Below are 17,295 nucleotides of genomic sequence, written 5' to 3'. Positions count from 1 at the left end.
CATGATCAGCCGTCGAGAGGACGCGCGTGAAGTTCCACAATCCGTTCCGGACGGCGTTCGTTGCGACGTTGGGCGTCGGTTTGGGCCTCCTCTTCATCAGCGGAATCCAGACCCTCTCCACGATCCTGCTCTACGTCGGCACAGCGCTCTTCCTCTCGCTCGGTCTCGACCCGGTCGTCGCCTGGCTCGAACGGCGGAAGTTGCCCCGATGGGCAGCGGTACTGGTCACCATCCTTGCGGTGCTCGCCGCATTCACGGGGATCATCCTGATGGTGATCCCGGTAATCGTCGGCCAGATCAGTCAACTCGTGACCGAAGTCCAGCGCCTGGTTGAGAACGGCACATGGGACCCGGTGCCGCAGATTAAAGAGTGGTTGCACGCGACCTTCCCCCTGCTTCTGGTCGACGATGTGTTCGCATACATCGAAGAATGGGTCGCGGGCCTCGACTTCGGTGAGATCGGGGGCAACATCGGCGGCGGAATTATCGCCATCGGCGCCGCCGTGATCACCGGTCTTGGCGGCGCGTTCATCGTGCTCATCCTGACGATCTACTTCACGGCGTCGACGCCGCACCTCAAGCGGGCCGTCTACCAGGCGGTCCCGGCGTCAAAGCGCGAGCGCTTCATCGACCTCGCAGAGCAGATCACAGACTCCGTGGGCTTTTACGTCATCGGTCAACTGAGCCTGGGCGTGATCAACGGCATCCTGAGCGCGATCTTCCTCTCCATCATCGGCGCCCCCTTCCCCGCGGTGCTCGCTGTGATCGCGTTCTTCTTCTCGCTGATCCCGTTGGTGGGAACTCTCACGGGATCGACCATCATCGTGCTCACATGCTTGATTCCCGGGCTCGGTTCCCCGAGCCTGGCACTCATCGCGGCGATCTACTATTTGATCTACATGCAGATCGAGGCATATGTGATCTCCCCCCGCATCATGGGCAGGGCGGTGTCCGTGCCGGGCGCCGTCGTGGTGATCGCGGCGCTAGCTGGCGGATCGCTGCTCGGGCTTCTGGGCGCGCTCGTCGCTATTCCCGTGGCCGCGAGCGTGTTGATCATCTATCGGCAGGTACTCATTCCGCGGCAGAACGAGCGTTGATGACGCTGCGGCTGCGCGTCACGCAGCGTCGTCGGGCCACTCCACGGCGAGCGGGAGCTTCTGCGGCGCCACAGCCGCCACGATTTCGGTGAGGACGCGCCGCGTCTGTGACTCGCCCACCCACAGATGCTTGCCACCGTCGACGGCGATAAGCGTCGCGTCCGGAACGGACGCGAAGCGGCGGCGTGCTTCATCGGGTCGCAGATAGTCATCGAACTCTGGGACCAAAATGACCATGCGACGCGGATCGTTCGCCCACTCCGACACTTCGTCGTCGGTCGCACGGTGTAGCGGGGGCGACAGCAGAATGACGCCCTCGATGTCGTGGTCCCGACCATACTTCAGAGCGAGCTCGGTACCGAACGACCATCCGACGATCCACGGCGCCGGCAGCCCACGCTCTCGAACGAAGTCCATGGCTGCGGCCACGTCGAAGGCTTCGGCGCGCCCACCATCGAAAGCGCCCTCACTGGTTCCGCGCGGCGAGGTCGTACCGCGCGTGTTGAAACGCAAGACGGCAAGATCGGCGAGGGCCGGCAGCCGCGCTGCCGCTTTACGCAGAATGTGCGAATCCATGAAACCGCCGGCTGTCGGCAGAGGATGCAGGGTCACGAGTGTGGCGAGGGGCGTCGAGTCCTTCGGAGTCGCCAACTCCCCCACCAGTGTCAGTCCGTCCAGGGTTGACAGTTCGATGTCTTCGCGATGAGCGGGAAGCATCATCGGCCCGCGAATCTCCACTAGCGCGTCCTCCAACATCCTGTGTGCCAATGCCGACGCGCGGCGAGGTCTGCGTGGTCGCCGAGTACGCCGTCCGCGCGCCACACAACCAGGTGTGCGGTACCCGATGGAATCATGCGTCCGCATCCTGGGCAGGTGTACTGTTTCTGCGCCTGCGCCGCCGACACTGGCTGCACCGTCCACTCCCCGCCGCCGCGTGTCTCAGTGCGCTTCCACCCTGCGAGCAACCGCTCGAAGGAGTCGCCGCCGGTGGGATCCGGGCGTCGCCTGTTCGACCGCGGCATCCGCTCAGTACCACCCGACTCGGGTCGAGTGGTCCCACGCACCGCACGGCGACCCATAGCGTGCGGAAATATAACCCAACCCCCAGGCGATCTGCGTGGCGGGGTTTGTTTCCCAGTCCGCGCCCGCGGAGGCCATCTTGCTTCCGGGCAACGCTTGAGGAATGCCATACGCGCCGCTTCCGGCGTTGTACGCATTGACGCGCCAGCCGGATTCCTTCTTCCACAGCGCTACCAAGCATGCGTATTGGTCGTTTCCCCAACCGCGCGCACTGACCATATCGAAGGCGATCGCCTGCGCAGATCCCGGGTTCGGCGTTACGAATGGAGGTTGCCAACTGCTTCCCGTCGAGCCAACTGAGGCGGCTACAGGAACCGGAGTCGGCGTCGGTGTCGGCTTGACGAATACGGTGTACCCGTCGCGTTCGATCTCTGCGGCGGACTCGACGGCTTCGCTGATGGTGACGCTCTGGACGTCGCTCGACGAGTGAGCGAACAGCGATACTGTGGGTGTCTCCGCCGCGGAGGCCTGTGGAATCGCTGCTCCCAGCGGACCGATGTACGACGCTGCGAACGCCGCGACGGCGAACACCGCGAATGCGCTCATCACGCCGCGCCTCCTCGACCAGCGAGGCTTGGGAGCATGGCGCGCGGCCTGCATGCGCTCGCGCTGTTCTGCCCGCGTCGTCGCCGGGGGCGAGGATGCGGGCACACGCGTCACATCGGTTCCGGAAGTCACAGTTCCCCGATTCTAGTGCGAGCGGATGACACCCGTCACCACCGAGCGATCGGATCAGCGGACAGCGAGCATCACCTCGACGACGGCGTCCAGCACCGCGTCAACCTGTGCTTCGCTGTATCCGCGCCGCTGCATTCGAAAGGCGACCGCGCGCACCTGCTCGACGCTCACGCCTTCACCCGTCTGCAGGAAGGCGGCGAGTTTGTCGGCGACCAGATCCACTTCATCGATGCGATAGCCATAGCGCAAGCCACCGACTCGCAAGAAGCGCTTCCCGCGCTGCCGCTGCAATCGATCCAGAACCTCCTGGGCAGCGTCCCTGCTCGAGGTCACCCACTCGTGGGCTGAGCCGGCCGCCAACGCTGCGTCACGCTCACGTGCGGCGAACGCGTCCTCGATGCGTCCGAGCGCAGCATCCACCGCCGAAATCGTGTACCCGCGCTTGACGAGGGGAAAAGCAACCTGGCGGATCTCCGCAGCCGTCAGGGGCTCGGTTCCCGACTCGAACGCCTCGCGTGCACGAGCAATGAAGTCATCCACATCCGTCGGGCGGTAACCCTTCTCGCGCCCGCGCGTGCGAGGAAATGCGGATACGGAGGAGTCAACAGTCGTCATAGGGTCACCATCGGGGAGAACAGGTAGTACAAAGCCAGTGCCGCCGTCGTCGACGGGAGGATCGAGTCCAGTCGGTCGAGCACTCCACCATGCCCGGGCAGCCACGAACTCATGTCTTTGATGCCCAGGTCGCGCTTGATCATCGACTCGCCAAGGTCCCCCAGTGTGGCTGTCAGGAGAATTGTGATGCCCAGGATGATCCCGAACCACCACGGCAAGCCCAGAAGGAAGATGCCGACGAGAATCCCCACGCCGATCGATGCAAGCACCGCGCCGCTGAACCCTTCCCAGGTCTTGTTCGGGCTGATCCGCGGTGCCATCGGGTGCTTGCCGAACGAAATCCCGGCGGCGTACGCGCCCGTATCCGCCGCAACCGCCACGCAGATGAAACCGAGGACCCACCACTCGCCGTTCTCCTGGCCCACCAGGACGATACACACGCTGGCGAGGAAGGGAACGTAGAGCTGCACCAGCGCCGAAACCAGCACATCGGTGAGCACGTCTGAGTAACGGCGCCCGTCTGCGGCCATCATTTGTGACAGCAGTCGACAGACAATCACCGTCGCCACTGCTACGAACACGGCGATCCAGTGCACCCACGCGTCGAAGAAGTACGCCGCGAGGATGAGCAAAGCGCCAGCGATCAGCTGCGGCACAACGTCAACACGGTACCGCGCGGTGTTCATCGCCCGAGTAAGTTCGAACGTCGCCAGCCCGGCTGCCGCAAGCGCGAAGACAACGAACAGACCCTTGATGAAGATCAGTGACAGCACGAGCGCTGCGCCGATCGCCAAGGCGATCAGGATCGCAAGGATCAGGTCACGACCCGTGCGTTCCTTGATCTTCTCGTTGCGCACTTCGAACTCGGCGCGTGCGTGAGCAACCTGACTCTCGAGTTCGGTGCGCGCCGCCCGCAACTGCGCGTGTAGCGAGGCATCGGTCGACGAACCAGCGAGGTGGGGGCTGTGCCCCTCAGCACGCGTGCGCCGGGCAGAATCCTCTGCTCCCGGCCGTTCGGAATCGTCGACCATCGATGTCGTCCTCAGACTTCGAGAAGCTCAGTCTCTTTACGCTTGAGCGCCTCGTCAATGGCATCGACGTGCGCTCGCGTGATCGCGTCGAGTTCCTTCTCCGCTCGCGTGAGTTCGTCTTCGCCGACCTCGCTCTTCAACGCGTCGAGGTCATCCTTGCTCTTTCGGCGGATGCCACGAACGTGCACCTTTGCGTCTTCGCCCTTGCTACGCACGAGCTTGACGTACTCCTTGCGACGTTCCTGAGTGAGTTCGGGCATCGTGATGCGCACGATGTTGCCATCGTTGGTGGGGTTGGCCCCCAAGTTCGGCATGTCACGGATGGCCTGTTCGATCGCCTTGAGCGCCGACTTGTCGTACGGCGTGACGATGATGGTGCGCGCCTCGGGATTGTTCAGCGACGCCAGCTGCGCCAGCGGCGTGGGGCTACCGTAGTAGTCCACCATGACCTTCTGGAACATCTGGGGGTTGGCACGGCCCGTGCGAACAGTCGCGAAGTCCTCCTTGGCCGCCTCAACGGCACGATCCATGCGGGTTCCGGTATCGGTCAAGACGTCCGCGATCACAGTGTCTCCTTCGCGTTGTTGGGCAGGGCAAGTCTACTGGGCACGCGCGCTCAGGCGGTGACCAGCGTGCCGATCTGCTCTCCGAGGAGGGCGCGCGTGACGTTGCCCTCGGGCTCCATCCCGAACACGCGCATGTCCATCTTGTTGTCCATGCACAAGCTGAATGCCGTTGAGTCGACCACCTTGAGGCCGCGCTGCAATGCGTCCAGGTATGTAATGCGGTCGATCTTCGTCGCCGAAGGGTCCGTCTTCGGGTCGGCGGTGTACACACCGTCCACTCCGTTCTTGGCGACAAGAACCTCGACGGCGTCGATTTCGAGCGCGCGCTGCGCGGCAACCGTATCGGTGGAGAAGTACGGGAGCCCCGCACCGGCGCCGAAGATCACGACTCGCCCCTTCTCGAGGTGTCGCTCGGCACGTCGAGGGATGTACGGTTCCGCGACCTGGGTCATCTCGATGGCCGACTGCACGCGGGTTGCGGCGCCGGCCTGCTCGAGGAAGTCTTGCAGGGCGAGCGCGTTCATCACGGTGCCGAGCATTCCCATGTAATCCGCACGCCCGCGGTCCATTCCGCGCTGGCTGAGCTCAGCACCGCGGAAGAAGTTTCCGCCGCCGACGACGACCGCGATCTCTACACGATCCACGGCAGCAGCGATCTCGCGTGCGATTTGACTCACGACGTCGGGGTTCACGCCCAGCTGACCGCCCCCGAACGCCTCACCTGACAGCTTCAAGAGGACGCGACGGCGTCCGGTCACTTCGTTGATCACGGGATTCCTTTCGTTGAGCACAACCTACCCAAACGGCATAGGAAAGGCCCGCATCAACGTGTGATGCGGGCCTTTCGAAAACGCTACGCGCCGACCTTGAAACGAGCGAAGCCCGTGAGGGTCAGACCGGCGTCCTGAGCGACCTTAGCTACAGACAGCTTGTTGTCCTTGGCGTAGTCCTGGTCGAGCAGCGAGACCTGCTTGAAGAACGCGTTAACGCGGCCTTCGACGATCTTCGGCAGCGCCGCTTCGGGCTTGCCTTCGTTGCGGGAGATCTCGGTAACGATCTCGCGCTCCTTCTCGACGTCGGCCTCGGGAACCTCGTCGCGCGACAGGTAGGACGGGTTGGCGAACGAGATGTGCTGCGCAAGGCTGCGCGCCGTCTCGGCGTCCTCGCCCGAGTACGCCAGAACGACGCCAACCTGGGGCGGAAGGTCCTTGTTGGTGCGGTGCAAGTAGATCTCGATCTTCTCGCCCGAGACCGTGCGCACACGGCGCAGCTCAACCTTTTCGCCGATGATGGCGGCCTCGTCGTCGATCAGCTGGGCAACGGTCTGCCCGCCCGCGTCGGCGGCAAGGGCAGCCTCAACCGAGTCGGCGGCGACGGCAGCCGATGCGTCCGCGACCTTCTCCGCAAGCGCGATGAAGCGGTCGTTCTTCGCCACGAAGTCGGTCTCGCAGGCCAGCTCGATCAGCGTCACGGCGCCATCGTTCTCGCGAGCGGTAATGAGGCCCTCGCTGGTCGAACGGTCAGCGCGCTTAGCGTTGCCCTTCGCACCCTTGAGGCGAAGGATCTCGACGGCCTTCTCGACGTCGCCGTCGGCCTCTTCGAGTGCCTTCTTCGTGTCGACCATTCCCGTGCCGAGCTGCTCGCGCAGCGCCTTGATGTCGGCGATCGTGAAGTTTGCCATGGGTAGCGGCTCCTTGATTTTCGTGAGTGTGGGATGCCGCGACGGAAAGGCTGTGGCGCCCTTCCGTCGCGGCTACAGCATGAGCCGAATTACTCGGCGGCGGCCTCTGCAGCCTTGTCCTCGGCGGGAGCCTCAGCCGCGGCGGGAGCCTCAGTCTCGGCGGCCGGAGCCTCGGCAGCCTCAGCAGCGGCCGCTTCCGCAGCGTCTTCAGCAGCGGGCTGCTCGAGGAGCTCGCGCTCCCAGTCGGCGAGCGGCTCAGCGTCGGCAGCCTCTTCGGTGGGCTGGTGGCGCTGGATGAGGCCCTCAGCAGCGGCGTCGGCGATGATGCGCGTCAGCAGGCTGACCGAGCGGATCGCGTCGTCGTTGCCCGGGATCGGGAACTGGAACTCGTCCGGGTCAGCGTTGGTGTCGAGGATGCCGATGACGGGGATACCGAGCTTCGAAGCCTCGTTGACTGCGAGGTGCTCGCGCTTGGCATCGACAACCCAGATCGCCGAAGGCGTCTTGCTCATGTTGCGGATACCGCCGAGCGACTTGTGCAGCTTGTCGAGCTCGCGCTTCTTGAGAAGCAGCTCCTTCTTGGTGAAGCCGCTGGCCGCGGGGTTCTCGAAGTCGAGCTCCTCAAGCTCCTTCATGCGGGCGAGGCGCTTCGAAACCGTCTGGAAGTTGGTCAGCAGACCACCCAGCCAGCGCTGGTTGACGTACGGCTGACCCACACGGGTCGCCTGCTCGGCGAGGACTTCCTGCGCCTGCTTCTTCGTTCCGACGAAGAGAATGGTGCCACCGTGGGCAACGGTCTCCTTGACGAACTCGTACGCCTTGTCGATGTACGACAGCGACTGCTGAAGGTCGATGATGTGGATGCCCGAGCGCTCGGTCAGAATGAAGCGCTTGACTTTCGGGTTCCACCGGCGGGTCTGGTGTCCGAAGTGAACGCCGCTGTCGAGCAGCTGGCGAATGGTAACGACGGCCATGGCCGTTCTCCTGTTCTGGCGCGCGGGCGCCCTGTGCGGTTGAATTACCGACGACTGTCGGTGTTCCTGGTGCCCGGCGCACTCCCACTCTCCGACACGAAGTGTCGCAGAGACCGATGGGAGTGGATGCCACTTTTCGTCGCGGACGACGAGCCGCTGTGGGCACGCGTAGTCACCCCGATGAACGAGGTGCGGTACCCAGTGTACCCCACAGGCTCCTCCCCCGACGCACCTGATCATCGCGCTCTGCACAGCTTGCGCCGCCGACGAATCGGGTCATGGCCTGCGGCACACGATGGACGAATGACTCGATATCCCCGGCGTCGCAAAGCGCTCGTGCCCCCGAAACTGATCGCTGCGTGCGTCGTCGTGAGCGTACTCCTGTGGATGCCGCATCCTGTCCTGGCCGCACCGGCCGCCCAGAGTGGGACATCGGGGTGGAGATGGCCGCTGGAAAGCTTCACCGTCGCGGTCGCGTTCGAGGCGCCAGCCCACGCCTATGGCCCTGGGCACCGCGGTGTCGACATCATTCCACACGACCCGGATGCCGAACTGATCGCACCAGCCGGTGGGACGATCGCGTTTCGCGGGGTCGTCGTCGACCGCGCGGTGCTCACCATCGATCATGGCGGCGGGCTCGTCACAACCTTGGAGCCGATTATCAGCACCCTCGAGCCGGGATCGACGGTGCGGCAAGGCGACCCTGTCGGACATGTCGACGGCGGTGGACACTCGCCAGCGGGCGCGGTTCATGTCGGGGTGCGTCTTCACGGCACATACATCAACCCCGCGACGCTCGTCGGGAGCGTCCCGCGCGCAGTGCTGTTGCCCTGCTGTTGAGTATCAGTCCGTGCGGATGTGGTTGCGCTGGCCGTTGTCGGCGACATCGCCAAGCTCTCGCGCTTCGATCGAGTTGTCGTTTCCGTTGAGCACGACGCTTCCCAGGATTCCTTCTATCTCGACGTCGTTGCGGTCCCCGGCGATCGAAAGACTGCCCAGGCTCATGGCCTCAACGTCCGCACTCTGCCCTTCAATCTCGAGGGCGGTCAGATCTCCTGCTTCGATCTCATTGCGATCACCGCGAACGATCACCGACCCCACCTGGGCTTCCTCAACGGACACGTCGAGATCGTTTCCGGAGATCGAGACGGTCGGGCAGATTCCGCGAAGGATGTAGTCGCGGTCGCTGTCCGCGATGGTGGTGTCACGCCCATCGCATTCGATGACCTCGTCATCCCGCGAACTGCCACCACGCGAACCGTCGCTCGTGTCGGTCGGGTCGGTGGCTCCTGACGATTGCGGGGTGGAATCCGCGGGTGTGGTCAACGAGCATCCACTGACCACGAATGCCGCCGACATCACCAATGCGGTTAACGAAAGTCCGGTTCGCGGGCTCCTCATGGTGAGAAGCTACTCGACGCGGACCAAGCCTGCATCGTCATGCGCGAGGATGAGCCAGTCGGTAGGATGCAGCGATTCGCTCATGCGAGACGTGGGTATAGATCTGGGTGGTCCCCAAACTGGCGTGCCCGAGAATCTCCTGGACCGCGCGCAAATCGGCGCCCCCGTCAAGGAGGTGCGTCGCCGCAGCGTGGCGCAAGGTGTGCGGCCCACCACCCGCCCCGCCGGTGATCCCGGAAAGCGCACGTGAGACGACGTCGTAGACCGCGCGCGGGCCCATGCGAGCCCCCCGCGCGCCGAGGAAGAGTGCCTGGCTCGCAGAGGTCGGCCCTCGCCCCAACAATGCGGGTCGACCTCGCACCACGTAGGCGTCGAGCGCACGAGCGGCAGAGCCACCGAAAGGCACGATGCGGTCTTTCGCGCCCTTCCCTGTCACCCGGGCGGTGCGTTGCACGCGATCGAGGTCATCGAGATCGAGGCCGCAGAGCTCGGACACGCGCAACGCGCCACCGTAGAGCATCTCGACCAGCGCGTGGTCCCGCAGCGCGACGGGGTCTCCAGCCTCAGCGCTGCGGGCCATCTCATCCAGGCGCTCGCCCAGGGCTCGCTCGGGCGCCACCCGGGGCAGAGCGCGGCCGCGTTTGGGTGCGACGAGCCGAAGGCTCGGGTCGACTGTGACGAGACCGTGTTCGTGCGCCCATGCGAAGAACCCTCGAACAGCCGCAGTCCGCCGCGCCAGGGTCGAGCGCGCGTCGCCACGCTGGGAGGCACGCCACAGCCAATCGCGAAGAACCTCGATGTCGACATCGCCCACGTCCGCGCCGGGCGCTGCCGTGGACAGATCGGCAAGATCGCTCCGGTACGCGCGCACGGTAGCCGCAGACAGCCGCCGCACGTCGCGCACATAGCGCGCGTATTGATCGGCGGCGGCCTCAAGCTGCATCCTCCCAGCATGCACTCAGCGCACCGTGGCGCTGGTGCGGCGCACCGCGGGGAGCCTCATCGACCACTCCCTCGCCGCCAGCCGATGAGCGAGGCCTCTGCGGTGCCCTCTAGTGCAAGGAGGCCGAGAATCGTCTCCACGTCGTCCTGCACCATGCCTGCACGGCGGGCGACCTCGGCGGTGGGGTACCAGGTGCGGGCGCTGAGCGCATCGCGCACGCGCGTAGTGTCGTCCGTGCGCGAATCGGGCCGCGTCGCGGGCGCTGCCACCTCGACCCCGAGAAGTTCGCGCACGTCGTCGGCCCCTGTCACACAAAGCGCGTCGTATTCACGCATCAACCGATGACAGCCAACGGACGTCGCCGACGTGACCGGCCCCGGCACCGCGCCGAGCGGTCGGCCTAACGCCATCGCATGCCCGGCTGTGTTGAGCGAACCGCTGCGCCATCCCGCTTCCACGACCACCGTGGCCGCTGAGAGTGCCGCGATGAGTCGGTTGCGCTGCAGAAAGCGCCAGCGTGTCGGGGTCGATCCCGGTGGCACTTCGCCGATGATCGCGCCCTGCGCTCGAACGCGGTCCAGTAGCGACTCGTTGCCCGAGGGGTAAGCTCGCTCGACGCCGCCGGCGAGCACCGCAACCGTGGTGCCGCCCACGGCCAACGCCGCACGATGAGCGGCTCCGTCGATCCCGTACGCGCCGCCCGAGTAGATCCGCGTGCCATCAGTAGCCAACTCGCCCGCGATCTCGGCCGCGACGTGCTCACCGTACGATGTCGCTGCGCGAGCGCCGACAACCGCCAACGACACGCTGGGTGCGATAAGGGTGTCGACCTGGCCTCGCCCCCATATGCACAACGGTGCATGGTCGCCAAGGTCCGATAGCCCCGGGGGCCACTCGGGCGAGCCCGGAACCAGCACGCTGATGCCGACACGCTGCGCCACGGCGAGTGACTGCTCGACGTGCGTCATCGACAGACGCGGGTGCCACCTCCCCAGTGCGTTCTTACGCTCTTTCGCGGTAAATCCTTCGGGCCATGCCTCCTGTCGGATGACGATGCCGAGCGCATCCGCAGCGCCGCACGCGCCCACGAGCCTGCCAGCGACACTGTCGCCGGGCTCGACGAGGTGGCTCCACACGATGTGCGCCACGATCTGCCTGGCCTCCTCTGCGTCCCGAGGGGCGGACGCCAGCCCCGTCAGCGCGCGCGAGATGAATCCGCGGTCGAACGGCTCACGTGTGTTCATGCCGCCACTCCATTCTTGAGGTACATCGCGCGCCCGATGTCGTCGCTCGTAAGGCGGTCTCGACCACCCAAATCGGCAATCGACCAGGCGACTCGCAACACCCGATCGAAGCCGCGGAGAGTGAGGGCACCTCGGTGCAAGGCGGCATCTAGCGGGCGGCGTATCTGCATGTCTGGCGCGAAGGGACCATCCCGCAACCACGCCCCACTGACATGCGCGTTGCACTGCCACGGTGTCTCCGCGAGCCTCACTCGCGCGCGAGCACGCGCTTCGGCAACCATCGACCGAGCCTGCGCAGTGGTGATCTCACGGGACGTTGGTGTCGAGCGAGTGTGAGAGACGCGTGCCATCGCCAGCTCGATGTCGATCCGATCGCGCAGCGGACCCGACAAGCGGCCCAGATAGCGCCTGATCGACATCGGCGGGCACGTGCAGGACGATCCCCTCACGCCATAGTTGCCGCAGGGGCACGGGTTGGTCGCGAGCACGAGTTGGAACCGCGCCGGGAAGACCACGCGGCTCCCGGCACGATCGATGCTGATACTCCCCTGCTCCAGCGGTTGCCGGAGCGCATCCAGAGCCCCCGAATGGAACTCGCCTGCCTCGTCGAGAAAGAGCACACCCTCCGATGCACGCGCGATCGCGCCGGGGCGCAGAATGCGCGAACCACCACCAACCAACGCCGCCACGCTCGCACTGTGATGAGGCGATTCGAACGGCGGCGTGCGATTGAGTGCCGTCACGCGTGCGCCGCTCAGACTACGCAGCGACGCGGCCGCAAGCGCAGCATCGTCATCGAGCGGCGGAAGGATGCCGGGCAGTCGCCGGGCGAGCATGGTCTTCCCCGCCCCCGGCGGGCCGCACATCAGCAGGTGGTGGCCTCCAGCGGCCGCCGTAATCAAAGCGTGTACGGCATCCCGTTGCCCGATGACGTCCGCGAGTTCCGGGGGCGGTTCGTCCGTCGACCCAGGGTTCGAGAGCGCGAGTGGGGTGTCATCCCGCACCTCGACGGAAGCGCCGTGCCACGCCGCCACTTCCGAGAGGTTGACGGCGCCCAGCACCTCGATGCCATCCACGAGCGCCGCTTCGGCAAGGTTCGCGTGGGGCACCACGGCGTGGGTGTAGCCGGCGCGCGCAGCACTGAGCACCGCCGGAAGGACGCCCGCGACAGGGCGCAATCGACCGTCGAGCCCAAGCTCGCCGACATGAACTGTCCGCGCCAGGGACGCGGCATCCATCGACATTCTGGTGGCCAATGCTGCGACGGCAATACCCACGTCGAAGGCAGAGCCATGCTTGGGAAGGCTCGCCGGCGACAAATTGATCGTGATCCGGCGGCGAGGCAACTCTAGATCGCTATTGGCGCATGCGTTGTGCACCCGCTGCACGGCCTCCGCCAGCGCCTTATCGGGAAGACCGATGATCCGAAAGTCCGGCGTCTGATTCGACAGATCGGCTTCGATCTCGACCAGTTCGCCGTGGGCGCCGACGAGCGCAACCGCCCACGTGCGGGCGAGACTCACCGCGCATCCACGTCGACGAGGTGCTCCACCACTGCCGTGGACGGGTCGGCGCCGACGAGCCCGATGGCGTCGACTCTCGTACGGCACCCCTGCACGGCGTCGCGATGCGCCGCGATCCACGCCATACTGACCCGCCACAGGCGCGCACGCTTTCGCACATCAAGCGCCTCGAACGGGTGCCCAAACCCCTCGCTGGTGCGTGTCTTCACCTCGACGAACACCACCTCATCCCCGCGCCGGACGATCAGGTCGAGCTCACCGGATGAGCAACGCCAGTTGCGATCCAAAACTTGATAGCCCTGCTGCACGAAGTACTGAGCTGCTCGATCTTCGCCTGCGCGCCCGAGGATGTCTTTGTCTGCCATCCCTCGATGGTGTGCGTCAGGAGACCTCGGGCGTGGCGATCTCGATCAACCTGTGAAATCCTGCGTCGCGACGCCCGCTGGGGAGGAGGGGACGTGGCGCATGCTCAGGAGTCGAGCGAGAGCTCCTCAGGCAGGTGGAAGTCGCGGCGTGAGAGCTCCTCGACGTTCACGTCCTTGAACGTCAGCACGCGCACGGCTTTGACGAAACGGTCCGCCCGATAGATGTCCCAGACCCACACGTCGGACATCGAAATCTCGAAGTAGAAGTCGTGCTCGGTGTCTCGTCGGACAACATTCACGTCGTTCGCAAGATAGAAGCGTCGCTCGGTCTCTACGACGTAGGCGAACTGACCCACGACGTCGCGATACTCGCGGTACAGCGCCAGTTCGAGCTCACGGTCGTAGTCTTCGAAAACCTCGTCATCCATGGTGTGTCCATCCTAGGGCGGAGTCAGAACAATGTCGGCGCGTCTGCGATGGCCCACGACCGTCGGTGATGATCGCTCAGTCCGTGTGCACGGATCGCATCGCGGTGTTCTGCACTGGCATAGCCTTTGTTTCGCGACCACTGATACGGGGGAAGCTCGTCATGGAGTTCGCACATGAGTGCGTCTCGCGCGACCTTTGCAATGACGGATGCCGCTGCCGCCGAGGCGCAATCACGGTCCGCTTTCACGACCGGGCGCACCTGGAGTCCGCTCGCGCCCGCAGGCGTGATGTAGTCGTGATTGCCGTCCAGCAACACCAGCGCCTGCTCGACAGCAACTCCTTGGGCTCTGAGTTGGTCGAGCGCGCGAATCGTCGCAAGCCCCAGCGCCCGCATGATGCCTACGTCGTCGATGTCTGCTGGGCTCGCCCACCCGACAGCCCCCGCCGAAGTCCATGCGGCCGCCCGCTCGGCGACCTCCGCTCGTCGCGCAGCCGGCACCAGCTTTGAGTCTCGCAGTCCGCGGGGCACGCGCTTTCGAGCCCGCTCGGCGTCGATGACCACCGCACCAACGGCGACAGGGCCGGCGAGAGCGCCGCGCCCCACTTCGTCGCACGCAATCAGAAGAGGGTACTCCTTCAAGATTCGCCGCTCCGTGGTCAGCGTCGGTTCGATCACCGTCATTGATCGCCGCTCTGCGAATCGTCCGGCTCGACTTCCGGCACGGAGGAGAAACGGTCGTGGTGAAAGTCGAGCAGGCCAAACCTGTCCAAAGGCCAGGTGATCAAGAATGCGCGCCCGACCACGTTCTCGACCGGAACGAAACCCTCACCCGGCTGATCGGTGTTATAGCGCGAGTCCTTCGAGCGGTAGCGGTTGTCACCGAGCACCCACAGGCTACCCGCGGGAACGGTGACATCGAAGTCGTCGCCGGAAGCTGCCGCATCGGGCGTGGGCACCTTGATGTAGGCCGACTCATCGATGGCGACACCGTTGACCGTGATCTGACCCAGGTTGTTGCAACACACCACGTGGTCGCCGGGTAGCCCGATGACTCTTTTGACCAGATGATCTTCGCTATCTGACGTCGACAACCCGACGAGCGACATCAGCCAGTCGATTCCTTCGGCAAGAGGCGACTGCGCGACCTGCTCCTGCGGCGGCAGCCACCCACCCGGGTCTTCGAAGACAATCACGTCGCCGCGAGCGAAGTCGCTGAAACGCGGCGTGATCTCATCGACGAGGATCCGGTCGTTCACCTGCAGAGTGTCTTCCATCGACCCGGACGGGATGTAGAAGGAACGCACCAAGAACGTCTTCACCAAGAAAGAGACGAGGATCGCGATCAACACGATCACCACAACATCGCGCGCGAACGCCAGCCACCCTCGCGAGCGGCGCGCACCGCCCGCGCTCGGTGCGGGTGACGTTGCCGCGGCCGACGCAGACTGCTCGCTCGTCATCGTTGTTCCTTCAGCCCGGCTCCGCACTTCAGAGCGCCCCTGACAGGTTCGCACACTCGAGATGCTCCCGAGCGCATGCGCGACCAAACGACGAAGCCCCCGGCACACCGAAGTGTCCGGGGGCTCCGCGTAGATCAGGTCAGCGGTTGTCGCGCTTCTCCTTGATCTTGGCCTTCTTGCCGCGCAGGTTGCGCAGGTAGTACAGCTTCGCGCGACGCACGTCACCGCGGGTAACAACCTCGATGTGATCGATCACCGGGCTGTGGACGGGGAAGGTACGCTCGACGCCCACCTGGAAGCTGATCTTGCGAACGGTGAAGGTTTCGCGAACACCGTCGCCCGAGCGGCCGATGACGATGCCCTGGAAAACCTGGATACGCGAGCGGTTACCTTCGGTGATGTTCACGTGCACCTTGACGGTGTCACCAGCGTTGAACGAAGGGATGTCGGAGCGGAGCGATGCCGCGTCGACAGAATCGAGGATCTGCATGATCGTGTTCTCTCTGCAGCCGCCACAGGTCGACTACGGGAAGGATGTGAAAAGGATGTCGGTGCCCGAAGCCGCAGGCGATTGGCCACACAGCTGATTCCCCTGAGGCAGAACCTGGTCAGGGCACAAGCATCCATTCTGCCACGGATGCCGCGCCCGGCCAAACTCGCCTAGGACGCGGGTGGACGCTCTTTGAGGATAAATACCTCTTCGTCAACCGAACTGGCCGGCGAGGTGCCTTCGTCGCGAGGCATGGAGACGTACGCAACCTGCTCTCCGCCGCGCAGGACGATTCGCGCGGGCTTGGCCTCGCGCCACAGCTGCCATAGTTCGAGCCAGAACAGGGCCACGGCCACGATCACGGTCGCCACGAACGTCTGGGCCCACCACTGCTCGTTGAAGAAGCCCAAAGAAATCGTCAGCGCGTGCCAGACGCCGATGCCGAGGACGTCCCACCAAGACACCGCACGAGTAGCGCGAACCGTGCCGCGAGCGCGCACAAGCAACGTGAGGATGAGCTGGCCGATGAACACGGACGGAATCGCAAGGAGCAGAACCCAGAGGAACGCCCACCCGCCCGCGTTGAAGACGCCCCAGCCGATGAACAGCCACAGAGGCAAGACGAAGGCAGCGGGAATGAGCCACCCGTAGAACGCCCTACGCAACCACATGGTTCGATGCTACGCCTCCCCCGCCCCGCACGGGGCGAGAGCACTGCGTCCCCAAGCATCCTCCCAGGGCCACGAAAGGACATGCGCCAGAATGGTGCAGACGAAAGGAGCCGCAATGATCGAATTGCGCACACCCGCTGAGATCGAAGCGATGCGCCCCGCGGGGAGGTTCGTCGCCGAGACTCTCGCGACGCTGCGCGATGAGACGAAAGTCGGCACCAATCTGCTGAGCATCGATCGACGGGCGCACGATCTCATTCGACGCGCCGGAGCCGAGTCGTGCTACATCGACTACCACCCGTCGTTCGGAGCCAGCCCCTTCGGCAAAGTGATCTGCACGTCGATCAACGATGCTGTGCTGCACGGGCTCCCTTTCGACTACGCCCTGCGCGACGGTGATCTCGTCTCGCTCGACTTCGCTGTCTCAGTAGATGGATGGGTTGCCGATTCGGCCGTGTCATTCGTGGTCGGATCGGCGAGGGACGAGGATCTCGCCTTGATCGAGACGACCGAGAGAGCATTGGATGCCGCGATCGCCGCAGCCACCGTCGGTAACCGCATCGGCGACATCTCTGCGGCGATCGCCGCAGTCGGGCACGGCGACGGTTACTCCATCAACACCGATTTCGGCGGGCACGGCGTGGGTCGCGTGATGCACGGCGACCCACACGTTCCCAACGATGGGAAGGCGGGTCGCGGGTATCCCCTGCGTGCTGGACTCGTCGTCGCCCTCGAACCGTGGTTCCTGCAGTCGACGGACGTCCTGCGCACCGACGACGATGGATGGACTTTGCGCAGCGCCGACGGATCACGCGGCGCTCATTCCGAGCACACCGTCGCGATCACCGAGGACGGCCCGATCGTGCTGACCGACCGGTCTTGGCTCGGCGTGGACTGAGACTCTGAGCGTTCGCCGGCAGCGATCTCACATCCGCTCGCAGCGTTCAGTGAGAGAAACGTTCGCTCGGGGTAACGACAAGCCGCCGCGGACGGAAACACCGCGCTCCTAGCGTGTGGGACACCGAAAGTCGTCCCGCGAGCAGGAG

General features: G+C 65.0%; 22 protein-coding genes. 3 read left to right on the top strand and 19 right to left on the bottom strand.

The genetic code is table 11. The annotated features are described in order from the left end of the window. Positions 1 to 26: 26 nt before the first annotated feature. Positions 27 to 1,097, top strand: a complete 1,071-nt coding sequence (locus ON062_RS09675; RefSeq protein ID WP_274646925.1) for an AI-2E family transporter — start codon at positions 27 to 29, stop codon at positions 1,095 to 1,097. 18 nt (positions 1,098 to 1,115) lie between these two features. Here ON062_RS09675 and ON062_RS09670 read toward each other — a convergent pair whose 3' ends face one another. The 9 genes from ON062_RS09670 to rpsB form a co-directional block, all read right to left on the bottom strand. Next, positions 1,116 to 1,835 (bottom strand): alpha/beta hydrolase, encoded by a 720-nt coding sequence (locus tag ON062_RS09670; protein WP_274646924.1) that lies wholly within the window; start codon positions 1,833 to 1,835, stop codon positions 1,116 to 1,118. Next, on the bottom strand, positions 1,835 to 2,119 hold the full coding sequence (locus ON062_RS09665; protein ID WP_274646923.1) for a hypothetical protein: 285 nt from the start codon (positions 2,117 to 2,119) through the stop codon (positions 1,835 to 1,837). Before ON062_RS09665 ends, ON062_RS09670 begins: the two co-directional genes overlap by 1 nt. A gap of 4 nt (positions 2,120 to 2,123) precedes the next feature. After that, positions 2,124 to 2,855, bottom strand: a complete 732-nt coding sequence (locus ON062_RS09660; RefSeq protein WP_308209623.1) for a lytic transglycosylase domain-containing protein — start codon at positions 2,853 to 2,855, stop codon at positions 2,124 to 2,126. 54 nt (positions 2,856 to 2,909) lie between these two features. Beyond that, positions 2,910 to 3,470 (bottom strand): DivIVA domain-containing protein, encoded by a 561-nt coding sequence (locus tag ON062_RS09655; protein ID WP_274646922.1) that lies wholly within the window; start codon positions 3,468 to 3,470, stop codon positions 2,910 to 2,912. After that, positions 3,467 to 4,501 carry a phosphatidate cytidylyltransferase gene (locus ON062_RS09650; protein WP_274646921.1) on the bottom strand — a complete coding sequence of 345 codons (1,035 nt, stop codon included), beginning with the start codon at positions 4,499 to 4,501 and terminating at the stop codon, positions 3,467 to 3,469. The genes ON062_RS09655 and ON062_RS09650 overlap by 4 nt, the downstream gene beginning before the upstream one ends. Positions 4,502 to 4,512: 11 nt before the next feature. After that, the gene (frr, locus tag ON062_RS09645) at positions 4,513 to 5,067 is read right to left on the bottom strand and encodes a ribosome recycling factor (protein ID WP_274646920.1); all 555 of its coding nucleotides are present in this window, start codon (positions 5,065 to 5,067) and stop codon (positions 4,513 to 4,515) included. 50 nt (positions 5,068 to 5,117) lie between these two features. Next, on the bottom strand, positions 5,118 to 5,837 hold the full coding sequence (gene pyrH / locus ON062_RS09640; protein ID WP_274646919.1) for a UMP kinase: 720 nt from the start codon (positions 5,835 to 5,837) through the stop codon (positions 5,118 to 5,120). Between the two features lie 83 nt (positions 5,838 to 5,920). Further along, complete coding sequence (gene tsf / locus ON062_RS09635; protein WP_274646918.1) at positions 5,921 to 6,748, bottom strand: translation elongation factor Ts; 828 nt, start codon at positions 6,746 to 6,748, stop codon at positions 5,921 to 5,923. A gap of 89 nt (positions 6,749 to 6,837) precedes the next feature. Then, complete coding sequence (gene rpsB, locus ON062_RS09630; protein WP_274646917.1) at positions 6,838 to 7,722, bottom strand: 30S ribosomal protein S2; 885 nt, start codon at positions 7,720 to 7,722, stop codon at positions 6,838 to 6,840. Between the two features lie 303 nt (positions 7,723 to 8,025). On the opposite strand from rpsB, the gene ON062_RS09625 reads away from it, so the two are divergent. After that, positions 8,026 to 8,562: a M23 family metallopeptidase gene (locus tag ON062_RS09625; protein ID WP_274646916.1), complete on the top strand. Its 537-nt coding sequence runs from the start codon at positions 8,026 to 8,028 to the stop codon at positions 8,560 to 8,562. 3 nt (positions 8,563 to 8,565) lie between these two features. On the opposite strand, the gene ON062_RS09620 is transcribed toward ON062_RS09625, so the two are convergent. From ON062_RS09620 to ON062_RS09575, 10 genes are all read right to left on the bottom strand, one after another. After that, entirely contained in the window at positions 8,566 to 9,123 is a 558-nt protein-coding gene (locus tag ON062_RS09620; RefSeq protein WP_274646915.1) for a hypothetical protein, read from the bottom strand. A 37-nt stretch (positions 9,124 to 9,160) separates the two neighbouring features. After that, the gene (locus tag ON062_RS09615; protein WP_274646914.1) at positions 9,161 to 10,066 is read right to left on the bottom strand and encodes a tyrosine-type recombinase/integrase; all 906 of its coding nucleotides are present in this window, start codon (positions 10,064 to 10,066) and stop codon (positions 9,161 to 9,163) included. Positions 10,067 to 10,122: 56 nt separating this feature from the next. Next, positions 10,123 to 11,310 carry a DNA-processing protein DprA gene (gene dprA / locus ON062_RS09610; RefSeq protein WP_274646913.1) on the bottom strand — a complete coding sequence of 396 codons (1,188 nt, stop codon included), beginning with the start codon at positions 11,308 to 11,310 and terminating at the stop codon, positions 10,123 to 10,125. Next, positions 11,307 to 12,833, bottom strand: a complete 1,527-nt coding sequence (locus ON062_RS09605) for a YifB family Mg chelatase-like AAA ATPase (RefSeq protein WP_274646912.1) — start codon at positions 12,831 to 12,833, stop codon at positions 11,307 to 11,309. Before ON062_RS09605 ends, dprA begins: the two co-directional genes overlap by 4 nt. Continuing rightward, on the bottom strand, positions 12,830 to 13,198 hold the full coding sequence (locus ON062_RS09600) for a YraN family protein (RefSeq protein WP_274646911.1): 369 nt from the start codon (positions 13,196 to 13,198) through the stop codon (positions 12,830 to 12,832). Before ON062_RS09600 ends, ON062_RS09605 begins: the two co-directional genes overlap by 4 nt. A gap of 104 nt (positions 13,199 to 13,302) precedes the next feature. Next, positions 13,303 to 13,626, bottom strand: coding sequence for a DUF2469 family protein (locus ON062_RS09595; RefSeq protein ID WP_274646910.1), 324 nt, complete (start codon positions 13,624 to 13,626; stop codon positions 13,303 to 13,305). 23 nt (positions 13,627 to 13,649) lie between these two features. After that, positions 13,650 to 14,309, bottom strand: coding sequence for a ribonuclease HII (locus ON062_RS09590; protein WP_274646909.1), 660 nt, complete (start codon positions 14,307 to 14,309; stop codon positions 13,650 to 13,652). Next, the gene (lepB, locus tag ON062_RS09585) at positions 14,306 to 15,088 is read right to left on the bottom strand and encodes a signal peptidase I (RefSeq protein WP_274646908.1); all 783 of its coding nucleotides are present in this window, start codon (positions 15,086 to 15,088) and stop codon (positions 14,306 to 14,308) included. Before lepB ends, ON062_RS09590 begins: the two co-directional genes overlap by 4 nt. A 139-nt stretch (positions 15,089 to 15,227) precedes the next feature. Continuing rightward, complete coding sequence (rplS, locus tag ON062_RS09580) at positions 15,228 to 15,578, bottom strand: 50S ribosomal protein L19 (protein WP_274646907.1); 351 nt, start codon at positions 15,576 to 15,578, stop codon at positions 15,228 to 15,230. A gap of 170 nt (positions 15,579 to 15,748) precedes the next feature. Further along, positions 15,749 to 16,249, bottom strand: a complete 501-nt coding sequence (locus ON062_RS09575; protein ID WP_274646906.1) for an MFS transporter permease — start codon at positions 16,247 to 16,249, stop codon at positions 15,749 to 15,751. Between the two features lie 115 nt (positions 16,250 to 16,364). On the opposite strand from ON062_RS09575, the gene map reads away from it, so the two are divergent. Continuing rightward, positions 16,365 to 17,147, top strand: coding sequence for a type I methionyl aminopeptidase (gene map / locus ON062_RS09570; RefSeq protein ID WP_274646905.1), 783 nt, complete (start codon positions 16,365 to 16,367; stop codon positions 17,145 to 17,147). Positions 17,148 to 17,295 lie beyond the last annotated feature (148 nt).

The organism is Microbacterium sp. C7(2022), assembly GCF_028823665.1.
GTDB lineage: Bacteria > Actinomycetota > Actinomycetes > Actinomycetales > Microbacteriaceae > Microbacterium.
This window is presented reverse-complemented; position numbering and strand designations above follow the sequence as displayed.